A 23,597-nucleotide genomic window follows, 5' to 3' on the forward strand; every position below is an offset into this window, starting at 1 on the left:
TGATTTTACTCTGGCGGCTTGGAAACAGGGCCCGCTGTTTCACTCAAATCTTTCGCTTTTTCCGCTTTCCTGATTGCTTCTGGGGTCTCAGGTTTAAAAAACCGAGCTTCTCCAGTTATCCCTTTTTTAGCAAGGTGCAATAAGCCGAGCGTTGGAATGCCAAGGACAACTTCTAACAACAAACGCAAACCATTACCAATCCAGTGATTCCCTTGGAACCGCTTTTCTGCTTGGCTTATTACGGTTGAAATGTCATTTTTAAAGGCGACTACTTCTTCAGCAGAGTGACTTCTGTTCCCAAAAAATTGATCGCCTTTTTCCTTCAATGTTTGACAAAGTTTATCAAAGTCTTTCTGATCGGCTTTATCGACTTTATCCGCTTGATTCGACGTTAATTCATTTAAAATCTTAAAATAGCAATCAGGATGTAAATTAGTGAAGCCTTTGTATTTTTGTTTGATTATATTCAGGTGATTATCATTTAGAGCGTCAATGGCGCGGATAGAATAATAATTAAACGACCCAATTTGCGCAATTTCATCCCTCCTTGCAGCTAATACTTTGTTGAGTGTTCCATATGATACAAGTAATGCTTCTAATTTGGGAAACGTGGCACCAATTTCCTGCCATAGCACGACTTTGTGGTAAAGTTCATCCATATCAACGTCAGGGTCACCTTTTACACGCTCAAGTTCGTCCAACAGATCAAACCCCAAACGAGCAAACCAATCATCAAAAACACTTGAGAGCACTTGGTCGGAACGATTTTCTAATAGATCCTCATCTTCAAACGAACTATCTTCCTCCGATAATTCATCGTCTGAGCTATCTTCAGAACTTGACTCCCATAAGTCTTCTGCTTCCTCCAGCGCATTGGGGATTGTCGGACGCTTTTTCCCTGAAAGGTTCTCATTAAGAATTCTTAAGATATCCGCTTTCGTTGCCATACCATTCCATCACTTTTTTAACAGATAGTAAGAACATTATAGCAAGGTAGCACTGAATTAGGAGGAAAAATGCGTAATTTTTACGCACACACCCCTATGATCTAGGAAACATCCTGAAAATTGGTTATGCTCCTTATAACTTAAACAAACTGAGAATCACCATGCAACACTCCAAAGAATTTATCGCGCTATGCGAGGATGTTAAAAAGCGGATCAAGGAGCTGAATGTTGACGAGGTCAAGCAAGGGCTTAAAAAAAATCGTTTTGATTATCTCATCGATGTGCGGGATGCGGATGAATTTGAAGCCGGGCATATTCCTGATGCCCTCCATTTAAGCAAAGGTTGGTGCGAGGCTAAAATCCATCATCATGTCAATCAAAAAGACGCATCCATTGTCTTATATTGTGGAGGCGGCAATCGCTCTGCCCTCGTGGCTGACAATCTACAAAAAATGGGCTATACCCAGGTTTTTTCCATGATAGGTGGCTATAAGGCATGGGTTAATTCAGATTCTTAACCATCAAAAGAAGCAGTATCTGATATACCCTCCCTCGCTTTTGAACGAATCATATCGGCGGCCTTTTCGGCAATCATGATAGTGGCCGCATTGAGGTTGCCACTGATGATGCTGGGCATGATAGAGGCATCCACAACTCGCAACCCAACAATTCCATGGACTCGCGTTTGTGGGTCGACAACCGACATCGGGTCAACGCCCATTTTACACGTGCAGGAAGGATGATAAGCACTGTCTGCTTTTGCGCGAACGAACGCATCAATTTCTTTATCCGTTTTGACATTCATGCCAGGCGCAATCTCTTTACCCCGATAAGGTTTGAAAGCGTCTTGAGCAAATATTTCTCGAGTTAAGCGCACACAAGCCCGCATGTCCTTTCTATCTTGCTCCGTTTGCAGATAATTCGGTTGAATCAGTGGATGCATAAAGGGGTTTGATGATTTTAATCGGATATAACCATGGCTTGTGGGGCGCATCGGGCCCACGTGCACTTGATAGGCTTCTTCATTTACCGATTGGCGACCATGATCGATAACCATCGAGGGTAAGAAATGATATTGAATGTCAGGATGGGAAACCGTGTCTTCGCTTTTGATAAAAGCACCTGCTTCAAGATGAGAGGTTGCCCCTAAACCCGATTTCAACATAAACCAGCGAATCCCTAACAGTTGTTTCCACGGAGCAATTTGTTGTGAATAGAGGGTTATGGGTTGGAGACATTGCTGTTGGATATAAATTTCAAGATGATCTTGCAGGTTCTTCCCCACGCCTGGTAATGGATGTTTGCAAACAATGCCAACTTGTTTTAATTCATCGGCATCACCGATGCCTGATAGCATGAGTAATTGCGGCGAATTGATTGCCCCTCCACATAATATCACTTCCCTATTTGCATAAACCGTTTTTAACTTGCGATAATGGGCATAATCAATCCCCTTCACCCGCTGTTTATCCATCACCAGTTTAATCGCATGGGCATTGGTCATCACGGTTAAATTTTTACGGTTTAAAACAGGCTTCAAATAGGCTTGGGCACTGCTCCATCGCCTGCCTTGATGAATCGTCATATCGAGACTACCAAATCCTTCTTGTTGTTTGCCGTTCATATCCACCGTATAGGGATAACCGGCCTCGACACCTGCATCAATAAAGGCTCGATAAAGGGGATTTTTACACGTCGCTTTGCTCACCTGCAACGGTCCATGACCACCGCGGTACACACTCTCACCCAGTTGATAGGTTTCAGATTTTTTGAAATAGGGCAAAACATCCTGATAAGACCATCCATTGGCCCCTTGGTGTTGCCATCGATCATAATCGAATCGATGCCCGCGAATATAAACCATGGCATTTAAGGATGAGCTGCCTCCGAGCACCTTCCCTCTTGGCCAATACATGCGTCTTTCATTCATGCAGGCTTGTTTTTCGGTATGATAGTACCAATTGTATTTATCATCTCGCAAATTATAAGCAAGGGCAGTGGGCATATGAATTTTCCAGGTATCATCCCGCCGACCCGCTTCAAGCAGTAACACCGTGCAGTTCGGATCCTCGCTCAGCCGATTTGCCAAAACACACCCAGCACTACCTGCACCCACAATGATATAATCAAATGATTTAGTCTTCATATCAAAATCCTTTTTCCATGGCTTGTCTAAATCTCACTGCGTTGACGCATCCTGTATCAACGCGTTTGCATCAATGATAGAATTATTCAAATGGACAATCAATGTCACCTAGCTCAACATACACACTTTTCACCTGGGTATAGTGATCTAAGGTCACTGTTCCGTTTTCTCGTCCCATTCCCGACTGTTTATAACCGCCAAAGGGCATCTCTATTAGCGTAATATTATAATTATTAATCCAACAAGTACCGGCCTGTAAACGGGCAATCACGCGGTGTGCTCGATTCAAATCTTTGGTAAATACACCCGCTGCTAGCCCATAATCGGTGTTATTTGCACGTTGGATGACGTCGTCTTCCTCAGTAAACGATAACACAGCCATCACTGGACCAAAAATTTCTTCTTTTACAATGCGCATATCATCATGGCAATCAAAAAATACCGTGGGCTGGAGAAAATTCCCTTCGGCCAACCCCCCTGTCATGATTTTTTGCCCACCACATAAGAGTTTGGCACCCTCATTCAGTCCCGAATCAATATAGCCCATGACCTTATTGAAATGCTCTTTTGAAATTAATGCCCCCATTTGGGTATTGGGATCAAGTGGCGAGCCGACTTGAATTTTTGCCACACGCTCACGCAAACGATTCAAAAACGCCTCATATATCGATTGATGAACAAACACGCGTGTGCCATTACAGCATACTTCGCCTTGGCTGAAAAAATTCGCAAGCATCGCCACTGAGACAGCTTTTTCAATATCCGCATCTTCGAATATAATAAGAGGGGATTTACCCCCTAACTCCATGGTCACATGCTTTAAACTATCCGCCGCATTTTTCATGACTTTTTTGCCCGTTGGCACAGAGCCTGTAAAAGATACCTTGGCAACATCCGGATGACGTGATAATAAGGTTCCCGCTTCGCCATTCCCAGTCACGACATTAAACACCCCATTGGGTAAACCGGCTTGATGATAAATTTCAGCAAGCTTCAAGGCCGTTAAAGGCGTATTTTCAGATGGCTTAAATACCATGGTATTGCCACAGGCAAGTGCTGGCGCAGACTTCCAACAAGCTATTTGCAAGGGATAATTCCAAGCGCCGATGCCCACACAAACGCCCAGCGGTTCTCGGCGAGTGTAAACAAACGATGAGGGGTAGGCGATGTGCTGACCACTGAGGTCAACGGCTAACGAGGCATAATACTCCAAACAATCCGCCCCGGTGGCAATGTCAACCGCTTTGGTTTCTTGAATCGGTTTGCCCGTATCCAATGCTTCCAGGTAGGATAATTCTTCATTGTTTTGACGTAGCAAATCGGCAGTTTTACGTAGAATCCTTGCACGGTGTTGAGGCGGTGTGTTTGCCCATTCCGCGAATGCAACTTTCGCTGCTTGCACCGCCCGATTAACATCGTATTCATTCGCATTAGCAAAATCATAGAGTTTTGTATTCGTTGCCGGGTTGTAGGAGGTTAGCTGATGTTGCGATTGGGCATCAACGTATTCCCCGTTGATAAATAATTGGAGGTTTGTTTGGCTCATGGATAGCTCCTTTAGGACAATAACACTAATGCTACTAATGAAAAAATAATACCAATAAATTGTTTGAGGGTAATTGTTTGATCAAAAAAAATGATCAAAAGTACGGTGCTCACTAAGGGGTATAACGCGGTAATAATGATGATAGGAATCGCGGGACCCAAACGCAAGGCGGCAAGAAAAAATAGTGTGCCAATGCCTGTCGCCGCTCCCGTTAAAACCCCATAAGTCATCCCTTTAACAGTAAATACGGGTTTAAAATTCATTAAGGTAATGCAGAGCAACCCAACCACAAACGTACCCACGGCCGCATAAAAATTAGCAGACCTTGCGCCAACTTCGGCAGACGTTTTTGCACCCCAAAATCCCCAAAAACCATACAATATTAACGAAATAAACGTAAAACCATACCATGGTTTTATCATTTTCGACTCCTCCCTGAAAGGTGTTTGCTATTCTACACTTTCTAAATTAATGGGTAAATTGTCTTTGACTGAAGTGGCCGGTTCAACTCAAAAAAAAATACCCACGTGAACGTCTGCGTTACCGAAATAGCTTGATACTATCAATGAGAAATCAATCATAAACTGACACAAGCTTTTGCAGATGGATTTATTCGGGAACGCAAACGGTAACGTAAACATTCACGAATGAATCATAATAAATTTTTGGATAGATTTAAGAAAAAAATACCCAAGTTGTCATTTTATACTATATTTTTATGAAAGAACGCCCCTAACAGATAATAAAGGAATCAACTATGAATAAGAAAAACAGAAATACCACTCCGCCAACAAAAGAACGTCCTGCAGAATACAAAGAAAAAAAACGGTTTCGTGAGGATTACACTTTTTTTCCATCGAATGATGCAAACCAGCGGCTAGACTGTGAAGAAGAGCATGATGCCTTCCGTTCTTACAATTAGAATGCATCAATTAACATAAGAATGCAACCTAGCTAGTTTTGCCTTATGGAAATAACTTTTTAGTAATTTGAGCCACATGGCGGCCTTGCGAACGGGCAATTTTTTTCTCAATCTCTAACGGAGTGCGGCTCCCATCGGCGCCAGCAATTGTCCCAGCACCATAGGGAGAGCTGCCGCGCATTTGACTAAGATCCGTCAAACTTTGCTCACTATAGGGCATACCTGATATCAGCATGCCATGATGGGCAAGCGTATGCCAAAATGATGTGATGGTTGTTTCATTGCCACCGCCTGTCCCTGTTGAAACAAATACGCTCGCCACTTTGCCAATTAATTTTCCTTGCACCCACAGACTGCCTGTCTGATCAAGAAAATTTCGCATTTGTGCTGCCATATTGCCAAATCGGGTTGGTGTACCAAAAATAATGGCATCATAGTCCGCCAGTTCCGCAGGTTCTGCTATCGGGGCTTTTTGATTAAGTTTAACGCCTGCTTTTTTTGCAATATCTTCAGGCATGGTTTCAGCAACCCGTTTGACAACGACATCCACACCATCGACCTCGCTCACACCTTCTGCAACGGCATAGGCCATTGTTTCAACGTGACCATAGCTTGAATAATACAGCACCAACACTTTTGTCATTTAAATCTCCCTGTTCACAGTCTTCCTAAACTCTAGCATATTATTTAAAAATTTGTAGAATAAACAATCGCATTTTATACCAGTGATCTTTCAAAATGCGAGTTTTTAGGCAACTGAAACAGCTCACAATTATTTAATGCAAGCTGGCTGTTTTACTGCTGTGGAAAGGCAGGTTTAGGTTACCATTGGGGCACTGTCATGACATTCAAATCCTTCGGTTGGCTCTCGGCCTGCGAGGAAGAACTAAAGATCGAAAAGGGCCACCAAGGACGACTGGGGTTATTTAGTTTATCTAATCCACTGTCTAAATTTTTTAGCATTCTTACGATATAGGTTCCCTCTTTCAACGTGTCCAAATTGCCAATAACCTCTGAAAAGCTACTTTTTAGCTCATTAATCTCATCCGACTCAATTAAGTTGAGATGTTGAAAGGCCAATAGGACAGACCCTAATCGGTTTGTTCGCAATTGAAATTGAGGGCTCCCGTTAACTAATCCTTGAGTAACAGAGGCACCCACCGCAAGCGCTATCTCCTTTGCAACAAGGGCACCCTGTTTTTCATGCTCTTTTTGAACTTTAAGGACAATCATAAAGTCGGGTGAACATTCTTGTGTATTATTATAAACAATGGCGGCTAGCGTCATTTGAGACAGTGAAATAGGATTAACTTTTGCAAAAATTAAGGGATCACTTGGCTTCAAACATCGCTCTTTTAGCTGGATTTTTGTCCGAAAAATCGCCAGTTCATTTAAGAAACTGTTACTTGTATTTGAGTTCGGCGTATCAAGCAGTACTTTATTATATTCCACGATATCTTTAAGGTGTTGATACACAAACAGTAAGTGTTGAAGTGCTAACTCTGTTGTTAATCCCTCGGATTGCAATGCTAATTGATAGTTAGGGCTGGTAAACAATGTAAATATATTGGATAAGTTACTAATAACCAAGCGACTTCTTTCTTTAAATAGGCTGCTATCTTGCGGGGTAGAAAGATAATCCAATGCATCAAAAAAGTGGTTTAATTTCTCTTGTAACTTACTCACGGATAAATGGGTACCGACTTTTCGCAATGCGGTGATGGGATCAGGCTTTGGTTTTAGATGATTATCATAGAACGCTTGAATATGTCCTAGAATCCGATTAGGCCTCAATTGTTGAGCGATGCAGGGTAAATCGGGGTTGCTCGGGCAAGACTTGCTTTTGTTTAACCATTGCTCAAGAAAGGTATTTTTATACGTATTACCATTCGTATCAAGCACCATATCATTTTTGAACACTTCATTGGTAAGTGGATCCTCAAACAACTCATCGAAGTCGACCTGGTTGACATCTTGCAAGGTTCGCATCCTTTCCGCTAGGTTCTTAATGATAATATTGGGGCGAAGCAACCCTTCAGGAATTGGCTTGCTTTGATACATTTTCTTCCATGCTTCAACAAATGCTGTTCTTTCGTAAGTCTCCCCATTAGGCAAGGTGATAGGATCTTGAAAGGTGTCATCCAATGTGAGTGGTCTATCCAATATCGTTGCTAATTGCGTTGGGCAGGTGAGTAATCGGAGCAAATCTTGTTCACTATAAGCAAGACTGTCGACTAATGTTGCCGTGGGCAGTATAGGAAGTATTATCTTAGATAGCTTTTCAACTTCCTGAAGGCATAAGGCTTCATTCAGTAAAGGAAGGGAGTCTTCAATGGACTTTGCAATGTCTAGATGTTTTTTGCGATGGATGTATTCAGCCAATCCTTTAAATCCTTTAAACTCTTCAGGCATGTCCAGTAGATTGTCTGGTAGTTGAATTTCATAAGTAGCTAATAGTGAAATTAAGTCTTTTGTTGAAAACATATGGCACATCCAATGATGATTTTATAATCATTATGCATAATTGGAAATTCAAATCAATCGATTTATCTTAAAATAAAGAATCGCCTCCCTTTCGCGGCTCGATTAAATCATACAATGCAAAGTCATGATTGCGATGATAAGCCCAATAGCGATCGCCGAAGGAGTAATGCCACCATTCAAATGGGTAATTTACAAATCCCACCTCAGACATCAATTGACATAAAAATGCCCGTTTTTCCTTTTGCTCAGTGGGCACATTATTCGCATGGGTATGGAAGGAGTGGGGATCGATGGTATTATCTTCTTCCGGGAAAGGTCCTAGCTCAATCTCATGCCCGTCATTATCCACCAGTTTAATATCAACCGCTGCCCCAGTTCCATGGGGGAAGACATTTTTACTGCCATCTTGATTCGTAACTGGCGACACAACCTCGGTGGTGATATCAAATAATTCCGCCTCTGACAAATGGGGATAATCCTTCTGCCTTTGCGCGTGCAGAAAATCAAATAGCCGCTGCTGCAATGCCTCGGATCGATGGCCTTCGATGAGCTTAATATGCCATCCTGCTGGCATACGACTTTGCGCATCGACAAGCATCTCGGCGACTGTTTTCCGGACATACGTATGGTGTTGATGCCTAAAATTTAATATCGGGATCTCATGCCAAGCATTTGATTTAATTTCCGGATAGGTTTCAATGTTGACGATGTCGTCATTATTTTCAATGACGGGTATGTTCAATATAATGGGATCAGCAATACGAAGCATTTTTCACCTAAATCTGACGAAGTTACTCATTGCGAATACTATCATAGTGTTAGGTATTTTAAGAGACTTTGATTATAACTAGCTACCCTAATTTCTATCGGCTATTGGGTGGAGGCGATACCGGGATCTGCACGGGTTGGTTTAACTTATGCAAAGTTTTTTCTGTTTTTTGATGAATCGGCATGCCTTGATTTAAAACATCCATTTTTGAACGCGGTTGCGGTGTTTTTTTCGGCTTTTCGGTACTATCAGCATCCTCTTTCTCGCCACATCCAACCAGGCCTAAACTGATAATAAACAAACAGAGATAGAGTATTCTTTTCATGGTATCGATCCTTCTGTTTTTATTGGTTTATATGGGTGAACCGACCAAAAGAGCAAACCAGTTTTTTTAGAGACGTTCTCTAAAACTATAGCTCACAATTTTAAAAATTTTTGTGATTTTCAATCTCAAAATAGCGATTGTGTGAAACGTCCTACCGCCTCTGTTTTTGCAATGCGATGAAAGCCTAGGATTATATCGTTGGTGGGCTTGGTAAGTTTTTTCCGATGAGTAATAGTAAGGTACCTTATCAATCACCGTCACCAGTCGCACAGGGTTATTGTGGACATGTCATCTAACCTAATCTAAGCTTAATTCAATCGCAAACGCTAACCCCAATTTGGCAAAATGCACCATGTGCTCCAGATTGATGATTTCCAGCCTATCCTCAGCAGTATGAACATAGGGATTATCATCATCCAAGGTGGTCGCTGAAGGATAAAGTGCCGGATAACCTTGCTGATGCCAAACAGCGTGATCACTGCAGGCATATCCACAGCGGGTATAAGAAACCGGTACTTTCACATAATAAGTTAGCAACTCAGCGGCAAATGCGGTTAAGGATTTATCCACGTAATCCGTTAATAGCCAAATGGTCTTATCTTTGGGATTGGCGCGGTACCCGGCTTGATCTAACTGCATCACGGCTTTAACAGGCGTTTTTTTCTTTAAAAAATCATCTACCACATAACCCGAGCCAACTAACCCACGTTCCTCGGCGGCATAGGCAATCAGATACACCGGATTTTTTAAAGAGAGCTCTGATGTTAGTAATACACGAGCAATTTCCTGAGTGACCGTAATCCCACTCGCATCGTCATCCGCACCAGGCATATTACCTCCGAAGGTATCGATATGAGCGCCGATGACAACGGCCTCGCCAGGCAAATCTTTCCCAATAACTGTCACCACCGATGGCTGCTTATATTTTCCAGTCTGAACATAATAGCTTGCGACGTCGACTCGATTAGCCATTTTAGCCATTTGATCAAAGGTTTCTTTATACCATTGGGCTGCCAAAACACCCAATTTGGTTTGAGCTGACCGGTTGCGATATTGTGTCAGGTGCTCTGCATTTTGCCATATTTTATCGGCATCCACTCTTGCAATTTCGGGTTTAACTTGGGACGGATGGTTAATCGCAAAATGAAGGGGGCGCAAACTGGACTTTTCTTTCATCCACGCATTGAGCAAGCGAGCCGCATTGCCCATTTTTCCTGCCGCCGGCTTATAATAGCGACTCACGTTCATCAGCTTGCCGCATTTTGCTTGTTGGCGATGAATACGTGCTTGCAATGCATCATCGAGTGTCATTTCAACCAAACGATAATCCCCCGCTTTTGCCAATACTTGCACGTTGGTATTTAGTTCATCGAGCAAACAAGCTTTCAGGATAAATTGCTCTCCCGCTTGTGTTGCATAAGCATTGAAAGAAAAAGCGGCGATAAGTAGCTTCATCGCTAATTTTGTTTTTAGTCGAGATATGGTCATGGTTATAATCCTTATACAGTCACTACTAGCACAAGACTTACGAAAAACCCCAAGGTTGAGGCAAAAAAGGTTTTTAATGAGGGAGTTTAGATTAACTAAATGACCGAATTAAAAACTTTTTTTAACGAAGAGATTGGGAGTTTTTCGTAAGTCCTGTAACATTAAATCATAGATTGAGTAGAATTTAAAATTGATTGGCCTAACACACTGAATGATTATGGGGACACTGTGCAAATGAACCATCAATTAAAAAGAAAAGCCATGACATCATTCGTGCCCTATGGTTTGGAGACACCTATCATCTTTGCTCTGCTGATGGCATGCCTTTTGGGCAAACTCGTTTTTTTGCAAACGGCCTATGCCAGTCCAAATCTTGATACAATGCCTATCATACAACTTAATATCAACCAACATCCTGTATCTGTCTGGGTACCTATCTACCCAAGTCAGTATTATCAAGGTCTTAAACAAGTAAGCAAAGAACAATTGCAAGGAAAGGGTATGTTATTTCGATATACCGAACATCATATCCCAACCTTTACCATGCAAGGCACGCTCACAGACATTGATTTATTGTGCTTGGATAGGCAAGGAACGATTCTGGAAATCATCCCCATGAAAAAAGAGGGGAATAAATTATACAAGCCCACGCTCCCTTGTCGGTTTGTCTTAGAATTACCTGCCGGTTCGCAACCTATTTATCAAATTAAACTGGGTGATAAGATTAGCTTTCCTGGAAACCCATAAATTTTACAAAATAGCTAAAAAGAAAATTATAGGGATAAATTGATGCATTCATCCGATGGTGTCTCTACCTGAGAACAGGCTTCTTCTGCACACTTCATACAGATTTGCTCACAATTCGGCTCTTCGCTGATAACACTAGAGACAACACAATAATTGTTGACACAATTCTCCGATTTTAACTGTGAATCACACTCATTGCTTTGCTGCAATAGTTCTGCAGCATAGGTCATGGTTGTGACGAGTAATGCGATTATAAAAGTTGCTAGTTTCATCCTTGGCTCCCTTGAGATGACTCTAGTTTAATCATAGCAGGTCATTGGCAGTTTCGTTGGAAAAATAGCAATTGCAGGTCGGGCCAAGGCCCGACCTGCGGATACACTCTGTTATTAGGCAATCAAAGCATCAGAACCGTCTACGCTAACCTCTATTTGTGCAGAAGCAGCTGCTAGAGAAGTCCCATCTATTTCAGCAGAAGCCTCAACTCGGACGGCAGCCTCATCAGCTTGGGCAGCAGCTTCTTCTCGGGTGGCAGCCTCTGCTTGGGCAGCAGCCTCTGCTCGGGCGGCAGCCTCTGCTTGGGCAGCAGCTTCTTCTCGGGCAGCAGCTTCTGCTCGGGCAGCAGCCTCTGCTCGGGCAGCAGCCTCTGCTTGGGCGGCAGCTTCTGCGCTTGCATTATCAGCCAAAGGCTGCACCGTGATGGCATTGGAGCTAATCGGCCCTTCTGCCGTTCCGAAACCATCGGTATAAGACACTTTAACGGAAATGCTCTTTCCTGCATCAGCATCAGTCAGTGTGTAGATGCTTGCTGTCGCCCCTTCGATATCGACTTTATCCTCACCCTCGCTTTGTCGTTGCCATTGATAGGATAAAGTCCCTAACCCATCCTCATCATCCAGGGTACTGGTTACAGCCAGCGAATCACCAGAATCAAATAGTCCATTACCATTTATATCACCTGCAATTGGAGTTGGCGATGGCGATGGCGATGGCTCAGGAGTTGGAGTTGGCGATGGCGATGGCGATGGCTCAGGAGTTGGAGTTGGAGTTGGAGTTGGCGATGCCTCAGGAGTTGGAGATGAAGTTGCAGTTGATGCGGCACTTCCTGTGGCTGCGGCTGGTGCTGTGGCAGGCCCTGTGCCAAAGCCAATAGTGACACCACCTGTTGGCGAATCGTTGACATTGGCAATGCTTTGTTCAGCTGAAGTAAATGTTGTTGTCCCATCGAACGGATCGGTGGTTGTCATGACCACCTTAATGATTTTACCGACATAGCTTTGATCACTTGGAATGTCGAAGGTATCGCTTGTTGCACCATCAACATCCGCATTATCCACTTGCCATTGATAACTGATGGAAGGCGCACCATCTTCATCAACAAGATTATCGAGGATTGCCGCTAAACTACCGCCTTCTTCGGCTTGCCCATTGACAGTTGGGTCACCCGTTGCTTCATCTTCAACGTTCGCAACCGGTCCGACAGAATCAGAACGGATGGAATTGATAAAACCTTGATCATCTTGATAGGTCACCTGGACTGAAATGGTTTTGCCAACATGTTCCTGTCCTAATTGAAGCGTTTTGTTGCTGCCAAGCTCGTTTCCTTCAGAGTCCGTCCACAAATACGTATAGGCGGCACCCAATAAACCATCCGCATCAGCAACCTCCGAGGTATCCGCTTCCAGTTCTCCATCTTCAGCAACCGTCCCGAGAATGGTTGGACCAGAAGTAGGGGCATCATCGGTATTGGTATATGCAACACTTACTTGCAAGACTACTTCACTTTGTTTGGCTGTATCTTGGACTGCTAGTTTTACAGACGGTGCCAATTCAGACCCATCAGATCTAATAGCAACGCGTCCCTCATCGATTTGTCTTTGAGTCACCTGGGTTACTTCTTGACCATCTAACAGTAATTTTCCGTTGGATATTTCTCTGACATCATAGACAAGATCTTGATCCGCTGCCGCTGCATCTTCATCGCTTGCTCTTAAGTCAGCACTGGTGATGGGAATATCGGCGCCTTCTGTCGACTTGACATCATTGGCTTCTACCTCTGTGGAGTCATCCACATCGTTGATAGCAACCGTAAATGACTTGGTAAATGTCGCATTGGCATCATTGTCGTCCGTTGCAACGATTTGCAAAGCATGGCTGGTTGGATCCACCTCAAAGTTTCGCGCGCTGTTTAAGAAAAGCTGATTGCCACTAATTGAAAATAACCCGCCAAAATCATCCACTAGGGAAAAAGTATGAGTGTCTGTTTGGTCAACATCAATGGCCGCCAAAGTACCTACGATTCCCATCGTATTTTCGTTAATATTATCATTGCTTAGCGTGATATCATCGGCAGATGATTCGGCCACGTTAATATTGACTTGCTCAAATCCTTTCGCATACACACCTATTTTTGCATTGAAATCAGTGAAGTTGATATTTTTGAAAAAAGAAGAAGACATTTCATTTGCGACAAACTGGCGTAATGCATTACCATGCACATCGGTCCCAATGGTATCAAGCTCTTTTTCCGTAAAAGCAAGATTTAAGGTATCCGTTTGTCGTGCGCCAAAACAAAAACCACCGCCGCCAATGAAATAATCCATGGAGGCTGATGCGCCATTTGAGTTAGCCGCACTGTTTAGCGCATATTCCCAATTGACTGTATCACTGCCGCCATCGGCTAAAACAAAATCCGATCCTTCGCCATCGGAAATGACATCATTGCCATCGCCCGCAATAATCCAATCATCACCACCATTGCCATTGATAATATCATCTCCCCGACCGCCTATTAATATATCGTTATAGTCGCTTCCTTCGAGGATATTTCCGTATTTATTTCCTATTTGTATCGTCGATCCGTCTTGAAATTGAAGAATTAACACTCCCGTTGCTTTATTAAACGAGATGTCTGCTAACTTACTCATGACTAATCTCCACTCAGAACTCAATCAATACTTGCATTACTCATATGTTATGAGTCCTGTATCGTTTGTTTCACGTCCTGGTTGACGATGTCTTGTGTTATTTATTGGTACAGCTGAGTGACAACTGCAGGGGTTGGGGCACCGGGAACCACCTTTTAGCCAAACAGAGGCTTATAATAGTGATAATATTATAGTACATTATTTGTGCTTTTCAACCAGTTTTTGAATATTTTTTAACTTCCCTTTATCCTTATCAACACTGGCCTAAAATAGCATTCATTTTGGGATATAAATTACACCTATGATAGCGATAATCGTCTTATTATTCTTCTTGCAATCTCTTTTTGGTTAAATCTCATTCGGTTCATAACGGGTGTTATGAACATCTTTAAAAACATAAAGGAGTTTACTATGTCAAAACAGACCATGATCCAACATATCATTGCCCAAAAAATTGCTTTAGGGATGACAAAAGCAAAATGTTGCTCACAAATTCACTAATCAAATAATCCAAGCAGGGCATTGCCCTGCTGACTGACAGGAGCATTCGATGTTACCAGCCCTTTCTGATTTGTTAGACTATCAGCACCCCAAGGTTATTCAAACGTATGTACGAACCTTTCAGGTTGATGAAAGTGAAGCAATTGCCTTATTTCAAGAGATGCTAACTTTTCTGTGGATCTCGACAAAACATACCCTTGACCGGCAGGCTCAACCCAATAATAAGCAACTGCAATTTCAATTTGTGATGCATCAAGAAATGCGTCCAATCGACGATATGTGGCATAATTTCATTTTGTATACGAGGGATTATATTCAATTTTGTGATCGCTATTTCGGGACGTATATTCACCATGAACCCGATATTGCGATTGATAAGATTCCCACCGAAGCCGAATTTACCACCAACATGGCAAAATACCTCGAATACGTTTATGAGCATCTCGGGGAACTAACCCTTAGGCGTTGGTTTGCTAACCATTTTACCAGCACTGAGCAACCCCATGCTGCTTAATATAAATGATCCAACATTTCGAACCAATCCTTACCCCTATTTTAAGGAATGCCGGCGACATGCCCCCCTATGTCGTATTAAGCCTCACGATTGCTGGGCCGTGTTTAAATTCCTGGATGTTGAGTGGGTATTAAAAGAAGATGGTTTGTTCTCATCGGTTTTATCGGATCATCCCTTTGATGAAGGAGATCCGCAATTTCTATTATATGCTCGAAGCCTTGTTGGTATGGATAATCCCACCCACAATCGACTGCGCAAACGACTCAGTCACACGTTCCTGCCAGGCATCGTCCGCCAACTTGAGCCTGCCATTGAAGCGATATGCCATCGCTTAACAGCATCGATTCCTCGCCAACAGCCTGTTGATTTCGCCCAAATCTATTCTAAACCGATGCCAATCCTTGTCTTGTTGCATTTATTGGGAATTGAAGGCAATCGAGTGGAAGAAATGAAAGGCTGGATTGAATGGTTATTATCCTGGCGAAATCATCCGCAACCTGATTTGATGATGCGAGACATTCAACAAATGCACGCGTTTTTCAATCAAGTGATTATCGAAAAGCGCCAATCGCCAGGCGACGATCTGATTTCAGCGTTATTATCTGACAACTTCGATCTGGAACCCCTAACCAGCGCTGAGTTATTAGCGCTCATTCGCTTACTATTAACTGCCGGCACCGATACCGCCAGTAGTTTACTCAATCATTCACTGTTAGCCTTAGCCTCTCATCCGAAACTGATTGAACAAATACGCTCAGATAAGCGATTAATCCACAACGTCATTGAAGAAACGTTGCGCTATAATAGCCCAACCATCAGCCTCATTCGTAAAGCAACCAAAGATATCCCAATCGGGGAAAAATTAATCAAGAAAGGCGATATTGTCTTGCCCTTCGTGGCATCCGCTAACCATGACGAAACTGTGTTTATAAATCCGGAGGCGTTTGACATCCATCGTCAGGAGAATCCCCACCTTGGCTTTGGTACTGGGATTCATCATTGTTTAGGGTATCACTTGGGTAAACTTCAAGTACGTCAAGCGTTGTCTGTCATTGTCGATCGTTTTTCGAACTTCAAAATCATGGAAGATAAGCCAATGCAGTATTTACCGACCATAATATTTCGCAGCTTAAGGAGCTTGCCAATGCTTTTTTCTTAGGGAGACGGCTAAGGTTCTCTTGACAATTTGTTTTATGCTCCGCTTTCTAATTAGTTAAATTATTGACTATAATCTAATCAATATGAATAAATTTGAGCCTTTGCTTAGGGAGCCTTTCGATGCCTACTCACCCATTGTATGTACTAACCACTTGCTTGTCCTTATTTTTTTTAACAAATACTGCCCTCGCTTCAGGAACAACCGAACACCTAAGTTGTCATAAAAAGGGCTATTATTGTTGTCGTGTGGCCGCTGATGCACCCATGGATCCTGCTATCAAGGGCAGGCTATACAATGGCAGTCTCGCATTTGTCGAGGGAAGCGGTTGCCCTGTGACTTTTTACCATGACGGCAGTAAGCCCCAATTACTGTTCCAACTCAGTAATGAATGCAAAGCATCTGAAACGCCAATTTTATTAAGTCCCGATAAACAACCTAACGCATGGCTTTTTAAAACGATCCCAAGTAACTGTATCAAGCAGCAAGCCTCGTAAGCGTATTTTCACCATGCCTGTCACTGGACAGGCTAAACTTTTTTGCGAATTTGCCGATAATTGAATTAAGCGCAAGGATAGCAAGGAAACGATCATGAAAATCGGGGCATCCACTCTTAGCTTTGCAAGCAGTTACAAGCAAATCCAACAATATCAACGCCAAGAACAATTAACCATCCAAATTCCCGAACGGCCTAAAGAAAGTGCTAAGGCACCACGACTATCCCCTAGCAACGAGACAAGTGATCTAACACCCTCGATGGATAGCGATCTGAAAATGCTGATATTGATTTTGGAAAAGCTCATAGGGAAAAAAATTGATTTTCTATCACCCGACGTCATGAGGGAAATCACCGCGCAAACTGGTTTTCAACTATCAGCCCCTGCATCAGACATGACTGTCAACGATGTCAGTGTGGATTATCATGTCTCACAGACATATTATGAGCAGGAAAATTTTAATCTAGCCATTCAAGGCGACATCGAGTTAGAAAATGGGAAAAAACTGTCCATTAATTTTACCCTAACGATGAATCGAGAATATTTACAACATAATGAACTTCATCTGCATAATGGCAAAGAGCGCAAAGATCCGCTGGTCATTAATTTTGATGTAAGCCACGCAACCTATCATCAAAAAACAATGACATTTGATATCAACGCCGATGGCAAATTGGATGAGATTGCCACCTTAAATCCCGGCAGCGGCTATCTTGCGATTGATCGCAACAAGGATGGAGTTATTAATGATGGCAGTGAGTTATTTGGTCCCCAAACAGGCCAGGGGTTTGACGAGTTAAAACACTATGATGATGACAACAATCACTGGATTGACGAAAACGATGCCATCTTCAATCAGTTACGCATCGTCAGCTTTGATGAAAATGGCAAACAAAGTCTTCACACCCTGAAAGATAAATCCGTTGGTGCCATCCATCTTGGTGCGATTGCATCCCCCTTTTCCATCAAGGGAGACAAGAATCAGGACCTCGCGCAAATCATCCAAAGTAGCATTGCTTTGACGGAATCAGGGGAAGCCAAATCGATTCAGCAAGTCGACTTGTTTGGATAAAAAAGTGTATACCATCCGTTTTATGACTCGACTGCCATGGCTGATTCATCCGATTGCGTTTGAGAAAACCATAATATCACCATGCCTACAATAAATAAAAAAGCAAAGCCTGCAATCATCGGTTTTGGCGAGCTTTCGTAAAACGAACTGACAACCGCAATAAACCCTGCCGTAAAAAGCAGTCGAAAGCTGGTTACCAAGCTTGCCGTGATGCCTTTGATATCAGGCAACGCTTCCATACTTTCTGTAAAATAAGGACCGATTAACCAGCCCGCGCCGAATGAATAAACAATCATGGCGCTATGAAACAGTTGATACCCGTTCGGCCAAACCAAGCCAAAAATCATAAAGCCTAAGCCACCACTGCATAACAAGCGCATGCCATATCGTTTGGTCTTATCAACACCAAGCTGTTGTATCATACGGTTGGCCGTTAAACTGGCACAAACAAATGAAATTAACACCGTCGCCTGATACCAAGGAAAGACCGATTTACTGACACCATACCCGTTGACAAATAACAATGCTGAGTAAGAGATATAACATAAATAGCCGGCAAAAATGCAGCCTACTAAAATCGTGGGCGCCCAAAAACGAAAACACCGCATTGCCCGAGCAAAATCCGACAAGATCCCTTTCAGGTGAAAAGGAACACGGTTCTTGGCTGGCAATGACTCATCCAGCTGCCAAAAGCAAATCAGCAGGGTTATCAGTGACACCACGGCAATGACAATAAAATTGGAGCGAAATCCATAATGCAGGTTTAAATAGCCCCCCAGTATCGGTGCACCCGCCATAATCACAGGAATAATACAATTTAATTGATTAATCACTTTGGTGGCTTCTTCATGATGAAATTTATCAAATATAATCGCCGTGCCAATGGTAAAACAACCACCACAACCAAGGCCTTGAAGAACACGGTAAACCAACATGGTGTTAATGGTATGACTAAAAACAGTGCCTAAACTACCTATCGTAAAAATAAGCATCGCCGTCATTAAGAGCGTTTTACGCCCATAGGAATCGGATAACGGCCCATAAAATGGACCCGACAAGCAGATGCCAATAAAATTCCAGCTTAGCAAGCTTTGAATCATCGCTTCGGATGTCGAAAAATAGCGCATCATATCCGGCATGGCCGGCAAATACATGTCTGTTTCAATGCATGCGACAATGAAAATCATGATCATCAAAAATATCGTTCGATATTTATCGCGTTGAGTAGTCATTTTGGTTTTATCTATTCAAGTTAACACAAACCCCGATCGAAATTTCTGGGGGGGAAGGATTCTACCATTAATTGAACAGATTGCAACAGGTTACCCCATTAACGCAAACGTTCAGGTAATACCTTTGTTTTTTTACATATAGGACCCGATTAATAACATGATTTGTAATCCAAAAATAATCTGTGTATGCTGAAATTTGGACGAACAATATCAATTATTGCGCGATGATCACCCTAAAAAACGTCTGTAAATCCTTTGACGAGCGGAAAACGTATTCCGTTCAAAACGTGAGCTTCTCCGTTTTAGATGGTGAAACGCTCATTTTGCTGGGTTCATCAGGCAGTGGTAAATCCACTTTATTGAATTTAATCAATAGTACGTTAAAGCCCTCTTCGGGCACGATTGAAATCGAAGGAAAGTCCGTCCAGCTCTACCAAAAAATCGCGCTTCGCCGGTCAATGGGCTTCGTCTTTCAAGACACGGGATTATTTCCCCATATGACCGTGGCCAAAAATATCGACATCGTCATGCGCCTGACCAAAGTCCCCAAAAAGCAACGGCTAATTCGAGTCAACGAGTTATTGGAGCTGGTCAATCTCGAGCCCGAAAAGTATTTTTCTCGTTATCCTGATGAATTATCCGGAGGGGAACAACAACGAGTGGGCGTTGCCCGCGCGCTGGCGACCAACCCGAAATACATTCTCATGGATGAACCCTTTGCCGCACTCGATGCGATCACCCGTGATGCGCTACAACAAGAAATCCTTGATTTGACCAAGCGTTTGAACAAAACCATTATATTTGTCACCCATGATATCAACGAAGCGTTTCGTCTTGCCGATCGCATCGCCATATTGCATGAGGGAAAGTTGCAACAAATTGGTACCAAAGAAGCATTGCAAACCCAACCGGCAACCGACTTTGTCCGGCAATTATTAACCAGCCATCCCTATTAAACCATGAACCAATTTTGGAATTTCTTACTATCCCATGCCACAGAACTACAAGCCAAGCTCGTAGAACATATTGCTATCTCTTTGTCAGCGATGGTTATCGCAATCCTTGTTGGCGTCAATCTTGGAATTCTCATAACCCGCATACCACGCCTCAAAACTCCCATTCTTGGCATGACTAATATCTTCCAAACCATCCCCAGCATTGCCTTGCTTGGGTTTTTGATTCCCTTTGTTGGCATTGGTTTACCGCCGACGTTAATCGCTTTGATCGTGTATGCATTGCTCCCGATTACCAGTAATACCTTCACCGGGATTAAAGGCGTACCGTCGTCTTATCTAAAAGTTGCGCGGAGTTTGGGCTTTACGCCATGGCAGCGCTTACGTTTAATTGAATTTCCTTTGGCATTACCAGTGATTATGTCTGGCATTCGCACATCCATGGCAATGACCATTGGCATCACCACCATCGCCGCATTTATTGGTGCTGGCGGCTTAGGGGATTTTATTACCCAAGGCTTATCACTCAATGATCCCAATCTGATATTGTTAGGTGCCATCCCCTCGGCGGTATTAGCGTTAACCATCGATTATGTGCTGGCAACACTGACTGTATTATCCTCACGCAGAAAACGATTAACGATGCGATTTAAAGTGGTAAAAATGGTGTTTTTAGCAGGGGTGGTGATTCTTCTCGCCAGCATTACCCTCCACCAAGTCTTCTCATTAAACGCATCGCCAAAAAAATCCATTGTCATCGGCACTAAAAATTTTACCGAGCAATATATCCTTGGCCATTTGATGGCCGAGTTGATTGAAGCAAAAACCGATCTTAAGGTCATACAAAAATTTAATTTAGGCACCACGGCAATCTTGCAAAATGCCTTGCTGGCTAAGCAGGTCGACTTATATCCGGAATATACAGGTACCGCGTATGTTGTTATCTTGAAACAAACAAACGTTATGAGCCCCCAACAAACCTTTGATTTCGTGCAAAAGGCTTATCAAGAAAAATTTCACCTCAAGTGGTTGCAACCGTTTGGATTTGAAAACTCTGAATCACTGGCTGTTAAAAAATCATTTGCCAACCAACATGACTTAAGCAATTTAAGTGATTTAAAGGGAATTTCAGATCAATTAATTGTTGCTGCCCCGGCTGAATTTTACAGTCGTCCGGATGGTTTACCCGGGTTAATGCATACCTATGGCCTCACATTTAAAAAAATTGTGCAGGTCCAACCGGATTTAGTCTACCCGGCGATTAACAATGGGAATGTGCAAGCGATTGTCGCCTTTACCACCGATGGCCGAATTGCTGAGTTTAATTTGCGCATCCTAAACGATAACTTACACTTTTACCCGCCGTATTATGCAGCACCCGTTATTCGAGAAGACATTGATATGCTATACCCTGAAATTGCAAGCGCCCTTCGCCCTTTGCTGGGCACCATTGATAACCAAACCATGCGACTTCTCAATTATGAAGTGGACGTCAAAAAAAGAAGTCCACGAGAAGTCGCACGCGATTATTTACGTCAACGTAACCTGCTTTGAAGCGGCTCCGCTTCAGGCTCCATAGGCTCATAGAGTTTTTGACTCGATAAGATAGAACAGGGTTCATCATAGTCATTTGGCGATAACTCAACCAACCCTGAGGAAGATGGTGCTGCTTTTTTGACACTGACTTGGTCCACTGGTAGTAGGTGCTTTCTATAAAAGAATGTATTCGCACGCTCCCAATTATGTCGATATTCCATTTCCACCAAGGACAAATCTAACCCCAAGTACTCATTGAGGGTATCCGTCGCTGCATTGGCAACAGAGGCCACATCTTCAAAACTCATGCAGGAGTTTAAATGAAGCGTGTTGCCCTTTAACTGCTCTTCATACAACTGTTGACGTATTTCCCAAGGAACAGCCGACATGTAATCTTCCCAGGTTTTTTCTTCTAAAAATTCAACATCAGTGACTCCTTGAACGGCTAGAAGTTCTTTTGTCAGCTCTGTGCGATCCATTTGATACGTGTTGGGGCCGGGGGGAAGATTCACATAAATCGTGCATAATCGACCGTCTTCCGGATTGGGACGATTATCGCGAGTCGTAATCAGGGCAAGATGACCAAAATATTCTTTGTCTAATGCTTTTGGGAAAAAGACATGGTTCGGTGCAAGCCCTTTTATTTTGCATACGGCCACGGGATAACGATAATAGCTTAAATTATCAATGCATGATTGTTCATTTTTAGTTGCATCCAATCCCATTTTTGGCCATTGCAGCGGGGAGGTAGCTAGGATTAACATATCCGCTGTGATTGTTTTCTGCTCCCCTTTTTCTGTTTGGTATTCAACGTTGACTGTATCCTTATCACGAGTAATTTTTTCAACTTGAACCGATGTTTTAACGTCAAAATCTTTCGCAATTGCTTCAATAAGCCCCTGATAACCGCCTTTAATTGATAATAAGGGTTGCTTTCCTAACAAGGCTTTAGCCAGCAATATGTCTAAAATGGTAAAACGACCGAAATACTCCAACACATAAAAGGTGGCGATATCCCGATTATCCCCATATCCAAAGGCTGGAACAAAAGCGCGGGCGAATAATGGCAATAAGGTCATCCCTTTTTCCTGAGCATAGTCTAAAAAGGGCTTTTTAAGATTTTCAGGCAGACAGGTATTATGTTTCTTGGCGTTTAAATAGGATTGATGATCATTGATAAACTGAATGTATTCTTTAACAAGTTGTAACCCATTCGATAATTTCTGAAAGCCACTTAACTGTTTAAAAAACTGGGCAAACTCAACGCTATCCTCTTGTGACTCGAGGACCAATTCATAGTCAAGCTGATTTTCATTAATCGCATCAATGACAACCCCATAATTCGGTGCCACTAATGCAGCCCCTCGTTCTGTGACTAATTCCGGATTATCAGGATCCGAATAAGAGCTACATTTCCCACCGACTTGTGCTTCCTTTTCAAGGATAACAATGGATATTTCTTTGCCTTTTTCTTTAGCAATTTGTTGCAGACGACGGGCAGCAAATACACCGCTAGGGCCTGCACCAATAATAACAACGCTTTTAGGTAACTCTTTAGCCATATCAAAATCTCCTTATATGAATAGCTTACATCGTGTCATTACTGCTTGATATTAATACTTATTGCTCCTGATGAGGTGTTTCCTTAACTCTGATTCAATAACAGGCATTCCTATAATCCCGAACACGTTTGGTTAATGGATAAAAAACTATTAATTTACATTAACTTGATTTAGTCATGATTAAAACAATAATTTCTATTTTAGTATTAATTAATTGGGCAGCGTCCATGATATGGTTATCTTAATAGCATGCTGCTATTTAAAATACGCCTCATT

The 23,597-nt window shown here is 42.6% G+C and carries 22 protein-coding genes; 9 read left to right on the forward strand and 13 right to left on the reverse strand.

Annotated features, from left to right (window positions below):
• Positions 1-5: 5 nt before the first annotated feature.
• Complete coding sequence (locus tag AB3348_RS11925; RefSeq protein ID WP_367607817.1) at positions 6-947, reverse strand: hypothetical protein; 942 nt, start codon at positions 945-947, stop codon at positions 6-8.
• A 161-nt stretch (positions 948-1,108) separates the two neighbouring features.
• Between AB3348_RS11925 and AB3348_RS11930 the strand changes: the two genes are divergently transcribed.
• On the forward strand, positions 1,109-1,465 hold the full coding sequence (locus tag AB3348_RS11930; RefSeq protein WP_367607818.1) for a rhodanese-like domain-containing protein: 357 nt from the start codon (positions 1,109-1,111) through the stop codon (positions 1,463-1,465).
• Here the strand turns inward: AB3348_RS11930 and betA are convergent.
• From betA to AB3348_RS11945, 3 genes are all read right to left on the reverse strand, one after another.
• Positions 1,462-3,093 (reverse strand): choline dehydrogenase, encoded by a 1,632-nt coding sequence (gene betA, locus AB3348_RS11935; RefSeq protein WP_367607819.1) that lies wholly within the window; start codon positions 3,091-3,093, stop codon positions 1,462-1,464. The genes AB3348_RS11930 and betA overlap by 4 nt on opposite strands.
• Positions 3,094-3,175: 82 nt before the next feature.
• Positions 3,176-4,639 carry a betaine-aldehyde dehydrogenase gene (betB, locus tag AB3348_RS11940; RefSeq protein ID WP_367607820.1) on the reverse strand — a complete coding sequence of 488 codons (1,464 nt, stop codon included), beginning with the start codon at positions 4,637-4,639 and terminating at the stop codon, positions 3,176-3,178.
• 11 nt (positions 4,640-4,650) lie between these two features.
• Complete coding sequence (locus tag AB3348_RS11945) at positions 4,651-5,061, reverse strand: EamA family transporter (RefSeq protein WP_367607821.1); 411 nt, start codon at positions 5,059-5,061, stop codon at positions 4,651-4,653.
• Positions 5,062-5,396: 335 nt separating this feature from the next.
• On the opposite strand from AB3348_RS11945, the gene AB3348_RS11950 reads away from it, so the two are divergent.
• Complete coding sequence (locus AB3348_RS11950; RefSeq protein ID WP_367607822.1) at positions 5,397-5,561, forward strand: hypothetical protein; 165 nt, start codon at positions 5,397-5,399, stop codon at positions 5,559-5,561.
• 43 nt (positions 5,562-5,604) lie between these two features.
• Here AB3348_RS11950 and wrbA read toward each other — a convergent pair whose 3' ends face one another.
• The 5 genes from wrbA to AB3348_RS11975 form a co-directional block, all read right to left on the reverse strand.
• Positions 5,605-6,204: an NAD(P)H:quinone oxidoreductase gene (wrbA, locus tag AB3348_RS11955; RefSeq protein WP_367607823.1), complete on the reverse strand. Its 600-nt coding sequence runs from the start codon at positions 6,202-6,204 to the stop codon at positions 5,605-5,607.
• Positions 6,205-6,383: 179 nt separating this feature from the next.
• The gene (locus AB3348_RS11960) at positions 6,384-8,045 is read right to left on the reverse strand and encodes a hypothetical protein (RefSeq protein ID WP_367607824.1); all 1,662 of its coding nucleotides are present in this window, start codon (positions 8,043-8,045) and stop codon (positions 6,384-6,386) included.
• Positions 8,046-8,112: 67 nt separating this feature from the next.
• On the reverse strand, positions 8,113-8,814 hold the full coding sequence (locus tag AB3348_RS11965) for a M15 family metallopeptidase (RefSeq protein ID WP_367607825.1): 702 nt from the start codon (positions 8,812-8,814) through the stop codon (positions 8,113-8,115).
• Positions 8,815-8,908: 94 nt separating this feature from the next.
• The gene (locus AB3348_RS11970) at positions 8,909-9,139 is read right to left on the reverse strand and encodes a hypothetical protein (protein ID WP_367607826.1); all 231 of its coding nucleotides are present in this window, start codon (positions 9,137-9,139) and stop codon (positions 8,909-8,911) included.
• A 297-nt stretch (positions 9,140-9,436) separates the two neighbouring features.
• Complete coding sequence (locus tag AB3348_RS11975; RefSeq protein ID WP_367607827.1) at positions 9,437-10,627, reverse strand: M28 family peptidase; 1,191 nt, start codon at positions 10,625-10,627, stop codon at positions 9,437-9,439.
• Between the two features lie 261 nt (positions 10,628-10,888).
• Between AB3348_RS11975 and AB3348_RS11980 the strand changes: the two genes are divergently transcribed.
• Positions 10,889-11,374 carry a DUF192 domain-containing protein gene (locus AB3348_RS11980; protein WP_367607828.1) on the forward strand — a complete coding sequence of 162 codons (486 nt, stop codon included), beginning with the start codon at positions 10,889-10,891 and terminating at the stop codon, positions 11,372-11,374.
• Positions 11,375-11,400: 26 nt separating this feature from the next.
• Here the strand turns inward: AB3348_RS11980 and AB3348_RS11985 are convergent, their stop codons facing one another.
• Complete coding sequence (locus AB3348_RS11985) at positions 11,401-11,646, reverse strand: hypothetical protein (protein ID WP_367607829.1); 246 nt, start codon at positions 11,644-11,646, stop codon at positions 11,401-11,403.
• Positions 11,647-11,760: 114 nt separating this feature from the next.
• Positions 11,761-14,298 (reverse strand): cadherin-like domain-containing protein, encoded by a 2,538-nt coding sequence (locus AB3348_RS11990; protein ID WP_367607830.1) that lies wholly within the window; start codon positions 14,296-14,298, stop codon positions 11,761-11,763.
• A gap of 550 nt (positions 14,299-14,848) precedes the next feature.
• Between AB3348_RS11990 and AB3348_RS11995 the strand changes: the two genes are divergently transcribed.
• From AB3348_RS11995 to AB3348_RS12010, 4 genes are all read left to right on the forward strand, one after another.
• A complete protein-coding gene (locus tag AB3348_RS11995; RefSeq protein WP_367607831.1) occupies positions 14,849-15,313 on the forward strand; it encodes a hypothetical protein in 465 nt (154 codons plus the stop codon).
• Positions 15,270-16,472, forward strand: coding sequence for a cytochrome P450 (locus AB3348_RS12000; RefSeq protein ID WP_367607832.1), 1,203 nt, complete (start codon positions 15,270-15,272; stop codon positions 16,470-16,472). The genes AB3348_RS11995 and AB3348_RS12000 overlap by 44 nt, the downstream gene beginning before the upstream one ends.
• A gap of 119 nt (positions 16,473-16,591) precedes the next feature.
• The gene (locus AB3348_RS12005; protein WP_367607833.1) at positions 16,592-16,966 is read left to right on the forward strand and encodes a hypothetical protein; all 375 of its coding nucleotides are present in this window, start codon (positions 16,592-16,594) and stop codon (positions 16,964-16,966) included.
• Positions 16,967-17,060: 94 nt separating this feature from the next.
• Positions 17,061-18,038 carry a hypothetical protein gene (locus AB3348_RS12010; RefSeq protein WP_367607834.1) on the forward strand — a complete coding sequence of 326 codons (978 nt, stop codon included), beginning with the start codon at positions 17,061-17,063 and terminating at the stop codon, positions 18,036-18,038.
• Between the two features lie 20 nt (positions 18,039-18,058).
• On the opposite strand, the gene AB3348_RS12015 is transcribed toward AB3348_RS12010, so the two are convergent.
• On the reverse strand, positions 18,059-19,270 hold the full coding sequence (locus AB3348_RS12015) for a multidrug effflux MFS transporter (protein ID WP_367607835.1): 1,212 nt from the start codon (positions 19,268-19,270) through the stop codon (positions 18,059-18,061).
• 224 nt (positions 19,271-19,494) lie between these two features.
• On the opposite strand from AB3348_RS12015, the gene AB3348_RS12020 reads away from it, so the two are divergent.
• Together AB3348_RS12020 and AB3348_RS12025 are read left to right on the forward strand one after the other, a co-directional pair.
• Positions 19,495-20,226, forward strand: coding sequence for an ATP-binding cassette domain-containing protein (locus AB3348_RS12020; protein WP_367607836.1), 732 nt, complete (start codon positions 19,495-19,497; stop codon positions 20,224-20,226).
• 3 nt (positions 20,227-20,229) lie between these two features.
• Positions 20,230-21,777 (forward strand): glycine betaine ABC transporter substrate-binding protein, encoded by a 1,548-nt coding sequence (locus AB3348_RS12025; protein WP_367607837.1) that lies wholly within the window; start codon positions 20,230-20,232, stop codon positions 21,775-21,777.
• On the opposite strand, the gene AB3348_RS12030 is transcribed toward AB3348_RS12025, so the two are convergent.
• On the reverse strand, positions 21,759-23,321 hold the full coding sequence (locus AB3348_RS12030; RefSeq protein ID WP_367607838.1) for an FAD-dependent oxidoreductase: 1,563 nt from the start codon (positions 23,319-23,321) through the stop codon (positions 21,759-21,761). The two genes, AB3348_RS12025 and AB3348_RS12030, sit on opposite strands and share 19 nt — an antisense overlap.
• Positions 23,322-23,597 lie beyond the last annotated feature (276 nt).

This window comes from Legionella sp. W05-934-2 (genome assembly GCF_964199965.1).
Lineage (GTDB): Bacteria > Pseudomonadota > Gammaproteobacteria > Legionellales > Legionellaceae > JAFIFT01.